Source organism: Qipengyuania sp. (genome assembly GCF_043423005.1).
Classification (GTDB): domain Bacteria; phylum Pseudomonadota; class Alphaproteobacteria; order Sphingomonadales; family Sphingomonadaceae; genus Qipengyuania.
In genome coordinates this window covers 1-4,973 of the sequence record NZ_JBHWMI010000091.1, presented here as the reverse complement: position 1 = coordinate 4,973, position 4,973 = coordinate 1, and the positions used below count along the sequence as shown (strand labels likewise).

The following is a 4,973-nucleotide window of genomic DNA, read 5'->3' as shown; positions in this document are numbered from 1 at the left end:
TGACTGCCACGCGGCCGGCCGGCGCGGCCCCCGCAGCTTCGGCGCCGGCGCGAGGCGACTACAACATCCAGCTCGGCTCGTATTTCTCGATGAGCGATGCAAACGCCGCCTGGGTTCAGTTCCAGAAGGAATATCCGCAGTTCCGGAATGCCCAGCGCCAGATCACCAAGGCGCGGGTGAAGGGCAAGATCTACTACCGCGTGGCCGCCGCCGGCTACGCGAAGGATTCGGCGCGTGCCCTGTGCTCCGCCGTTCGCAGCAAGGGTGGCGGCTGTTTCGCCTATGCGGCCAACAGTCCGCTGCCCGGCACCATTACCAACGGAAACGTCCGGGTAGCCGCGCGGTAGCCACGCCGCGCCGTTCCACACACCACCACCGAATGCCCACATAACTCCCCCCGCCCGATCCGGCGGGGGTTTTTTCTAGCCGGCGATGCGGACCCCGCCCTTGAAGAGGGTCAGCACCCGCCCCTGCACCGGCTGGCCATCGAACGGGGTGTTCCCGGCGGCGGCGGCCATCTTCTCGCTGCGCACGATCCACGGCTTGTCGGGGTCGACGATCGCCAGGTCTGCCTCGTAGCCCGGCTCGAGGCGCCCTGCCCGCACCCCGAGCAAACGCGCCGGCGCCCCCGCGATCAGGTCGAACACCCGCGCCATGTCGATGACATCGTCGCGTTCGAGCAGCAGCATCATCGCCAGCAGGGTCTCCGCCCCCGCCATCCCCGGGGCGGCGTCGGCAAAGGGCAGGCGCTTGTCCTCCGGCCCGCGCGGATCGTGCCCGCTCGAGACGACGTCGAGAGTGCCGTCGGCAAGCGCTGCGCGGACCGCCTGGCGATCCTCCTCGCCGCGCAGCGGGGGCGACAGGCGGGCGAACGTCCTAAAGTCCGCGGTCGCAAGATCGGAAAGCATGAAATGCGCCGGAGTTACCCCCGCAGTGACCGGTTGCCCGGCCGCCTTGGCCTGCCGCACGAGATCGAGGCCCGTACGGGTCGTCACTTGGCGCAGGTGAAGGCGCGCGCCCGCAAGCCGCGCCAGGGCAAGGTCGCGCGCGATGGCGATCGCCTCGGCCTCCGCCGGCGCGCTCGGCAAGCCGCGGCGAGTGGCATATTCGCCGGCGGTGGCGACCGCGGCGCCGACCAGCCCGCTGTCTTCGGGATGCGCGATGACGGTAAGGTCGAGCATGGCGGCATATTGCAGCAGGCGCAGCATGACGCCGCTATCGGCGATCCAGCCGCGCCCGGTGGCCACGCCCCGCGCGCCCGCCTGGCGCATCAAGGCCAGTTCGGCAATTTCGCGACCGTCCAGCGCCCGCGTTGCCGCAGCGAAGGGATGAACCCAAAGGTCGGGCTTGCCGCTCTTCGCGATATAGGTGACGCGGCTCGGAAGATCGATGACGGGCGCCTGATCGGGCATCAGCGCCGCGCGGGTGATGCCGCCGAAATGGAAGGCCGGCTTGTCGACCGCGAACACGCCGTAGTCCACCAGCCCCGGCACTACCAGCCGCCCGCGGGCATCGATCGTCTCGTCGCCGGCAACAGACGACAGATTGCCGACCGCCTCGATCAGGCCTTCGGCAAGGCGGATGGCCCCGGCCGTGACGCCGGCGGGGGTCACCAGCTGCGCATTGACGATGGTGATCGGGGCGGCGGGCTTCATGATCCTTCGGCCCAGCCGGCCACCCCGCGGCGGCGGCGGGTGAGCACATCGAGGCAGGTCATCCGCAAGGCGACCCCCATCTCGACCTGCCGGGTGATGATCGAGCGATCGAGCATATCGGCCACCTCGCTGTCGATCTCGACCCCGCGGTTCATCGGCCCGGGATGCATGACGAGTGCCCCGTCGGCTGCCTGTGCCAATCGTCGGCGGGTAAGGCCGTAGAGATGATGATATTCCCGTTCCGAAGGAATGAACTGCCCGCTCATGCGCTCGGCCTGAAGGCGCAGCATCATGACCACGTCGGCCCCGGCCAGCGCGGTATCGAAATCGTGGACCGCCTCGGCCACCATCGCCTCGATCCCGGCCGGCATCAGCGCCGGCGGGGCACACAGCGTCACCGAGGCGCCCAGCGCCTGAAGGCACAGCAGGTTGGAGCGGGCGACGCGGCTGTGCAGGATATCGCCGCAGATCGTCACCTTCATGCCGGTGAAATCGTCCGCCCTTTCGCCCCGCGCGCGCAGGGCATGGCGCAGCGCCAGCGCATCGAGCAGCGCCTGTGTCGGATGCTCGTGCTGTCCGTCCCCGGCGTTGAGCACCGGGCAGTCGACCTTGCTGGCGATCAGCGCCGTCGCTCCGCTCGCCTCATGCCGTATGACGATCGCATCGGCGCGCATCGCATTGAGCGTGATCGCGGTGTCGATCAGCGTCTCGCCCTTCTTGAGGCTGGAGGTCGCCGCATTCATGTTGACGACGTCCGCCCCCAGCCGCTTGCCCGCAATCTCGAAACTGAGCAGCGTGCGAGTGGAGCTTTCGAAAAAGGCGTTGATGATCGTCAGCCCGGCGAGCGTTTCGCTGTGCTTCGTCCGGCGCCGGTTGAGCTCGACCCACTGTTCCGCCTCGTCCAGCAGGAACAGGATCTCGTGGCGCTGCAACTGACCGATGCCGAGCAGGTCGCGATGCGGAAAGGCCTTGCCGCCCGGCGGATAACGGGTGGCAGCAGACGGGTCGGGCGCAAGGCTCATCGGGATCGGGGCATTAATCGAGTGCCGCCCCCCTCTCAAGCACATTCGGGTGGCGCGACCCTTCGCCCTCGCCTAATGGGTAGGCCTTGGTAATCGGGGACGATCACATGCATTTCGCGGGCAAGGTCTGGCGCTTGCTGGTCGGCATCAAGGACGCGCTGGTCCTGCTGCTGATGCTGCTGTTTTTCTGGGCGCTGTTCGCGGTGCTCACCGCCCGCCCCAGCCCGGCGCAGGTGCATGAAGGCGCGCTGCGGCTGACGCTGGACGGCGTGATCGTCGAGGAACGCACCGAGATCGATCCGTTCCAGCTCCTGCTCGCCTCGGAAGCGCCGGTGGGCGAATATCAGGCGCGCGATCTGGTCCATGCGCTTGACAGCGCAGCGAAGGATGCGCGGATCAAGGCGGTGGTGCTCGACCTCGAGATGTTCCTTGGCGGGGGGCAGGTCCACCTGACCGAGATCGGCGAGGCGATGGACCGGGTGCGCGCAGCCGGCAAGCCGGTGCTGACCTACGCCACAGCCTATGCCGATGACGGCATGATGCTGGCCGCCCACGCCAGCGAGGTCTGGCTCAATCCCCTGGGCGCGGCGGTGATCGCCGGGCCCGGCGGACAGACGCAGTTCTATGCCGGCCTGCTCGACCGGTTGAAGGTCAATGCCCGCGTCTTCAAAGTCGGCAGCTACAAGAGCGCGGTCGAACCTTTCACGCGCGATGGTTTCTCGCCCGAAGCCCGCGAAAATGCCGAGGCGCTCTATGGCGCGCTGTGGGAGGAATGGCAGGCCAACGTCGTCAAGGCGCGGCCCAAGGCCCGTATCGCCGAGGTGACCGGCAATCCCGTGGCGCTGGTGGCCAACGCCAACGGCGACCTTGCCACGGCGGCTCTGCGCGCAGGACTGGTCGACAAGCTGGGCAGCCGCACCGCGTTCGGTGAACGGGTCGTCAAGCTCGCCGGGGCGGACGAATGGGCCGGCACCCCGGGGGCGTATCGCGCAACCGATCTCGATCCGTGGCTCGAGGCCAACCCCCTCCCCCGGGCGGGGCGCGAAATCGGCGTGATCACGGTCGCTGGGACGATCGTCGATGGCGATGCTGGCCCCGGCACCGCCGGGGGAACCCGCATCGCGCAATTGCTCGACGAGGCGCTGCAACGCGACCTCGCCGCCCTGGTCGTCCGGGTCGATTCGCCCGGCGGCTCGGTCATGGCGAGCGAGGAAATCCGCGAAGCCATCGCCAGGCACAAGGCCAAGGGTATTCCGGTGGCGATCTCGATGGCCAATGTCGCTGCCAGCGGGGGCTACTGGGTGGCCACCGCGGGCGACCGTATCTTTGCCGAACCGCAGACCATCACCGGCTCGATCGGCATATTCGCCGTCCTGCCGACCTTCGAGGAAACCGCCGCCAGCATCGGCATCACCAGCGACGGGGTGCGGACCACGCCGCTGTCAGGTCAGCCCGATCTCATCGGCGGTCTGACGCCCGAGGTCGAACAGATCCTGCAGGCCAGCATCGAGGACGGCTACCGCGACTTTCTCTCGCGCGTTGCCCGGATGCGGCGGATGACCTCCGATCAGGTCGATCGGATTGCGCAGGGCCGGGTCTGGGACGGCGGCACCGCACGCCAGATCGGACTGGTCGACCAGTACGGCGGCCTGCCCGAGGCACTGGCCTGGGCGGCGGGACGGGCGAAGCTGACCGACGGGGGCTGGCACCCCGTCCATCTCGGCAATCAGCCCAGCCCGACCGATGCGATGCTGCGCCAATGGCTGAGCGGAAGCGGCGAGGAACCGCGCAGCGCCGACGTCTTCAGCCTCCTTGCCCGGCGCAACGAATCGGCTCTTGCCCGGATGTCGCGCGACCTCGATCGACTGATGGGCAGCCACGGCGCGCAGGCCTATTGTCTCGCCTGCCCCGCAAGCGCCGCCGCACAGGCCGAGAATGTCAGCGCGCAGGATGGCTGGGCGGCGCGCCTCGCAAGGCTGCTGGCAAGCTAGCGACCACCGCTTGCCAAGCCCGGCAGCGCGTCGTAAAGGCGCGCTCCTGTCCGGCGACGAGCCGCGGACGGGCGCGTAGCTCAGTGGTAGAGCACACCCTTCACACGGGTGGGGTCACAGGTTCAATCCCTGTATCGCCCACCATCTGCTCCCCCGGTTTCGCTTCGACTTTCTCCATCCTGAGCCGGTGATGCGCATAGCCGCGCAAAACCTGTTCGCTCACGAAAGTGTCGGCTTTTCCGCTCCTGCCCACCACGGCAGCACTACTGCTCGGCGAATCGGGCGCAGTTCACGTCTTCTAGAGA

General features: G+C 68.4%; 4 protein-coding genes and 1 tRNA gene. 3 read left to right on the top strand and 2 right to left on the bottom strand.

Features of this window, described 5'->3' with window-relative positions:
- Positions 1-347, top strand: a 347-nt coding sequence (locus tag ACHFFA_RS12290; protein WP_394271119.1) for an SPOR domain-containing protein, incomplete at its 5' end; no start/stop codon positions are given.
- 75 nt (positions 348-422) lie between these two features.
- On the opposite strand, the gene ACHFFA_RS12285 is transcribed toward ACHFFA_RS12290, so the two are convergent.
- Both ACHFFA_RS12285 and ACHFFA_RS12280 read right to left on the bottom strand, forming a co-directional pair.
- Positions 423-1,655, bottom strand: a complete 1,233-nt coding sequence (locus tag ACHFFA_RS12285; protein WP_394271118.1) for a dihydroorotase family protein — start codon at positions 1,653-1,655, stop codon at positions 423-425.
- Positions 1,652-2,677, bottom strand: coding sequence for an aspartate carbamoyltransferase catalytic subunit (locus tag ACHFFA_RS12280; protein ID WP_394271117.1), 1,026 nt, complete (start codon positions 2,675-2,677; stop codon positions 1,652-1,654). The genes ACHFFA_RS12285 and ACHFFA_RS12280 overlap by 4 nt, the downstream gene beginning before the upstream one ends.
- A gap of 107 nt (positions 2,678-2,784) precedes the next feature.
- On the opposite strand from ACHFFA_RS12280, the gene sppA reads away from it, so the two are divergent.
- Complete coding sequence (sppA, locus tag ACHFFA_RS12275) at positions 2,785-4,668, top strand: signal peptide peptidase SppA (protein WP_394271116.1); 1,884 nt, start codon at positions 2,785-2,787, stop codon at positions 4,666-4,668.
- Positions 4,669-4,737: 69 nt separating this feature from the next.
- Positions 4,738-4,812, top strand: a tRNA-Val gene (locus ACHFFA_RS12270).
- Positions 4,813-4,973: the final 161 nt, after the last annotated feature.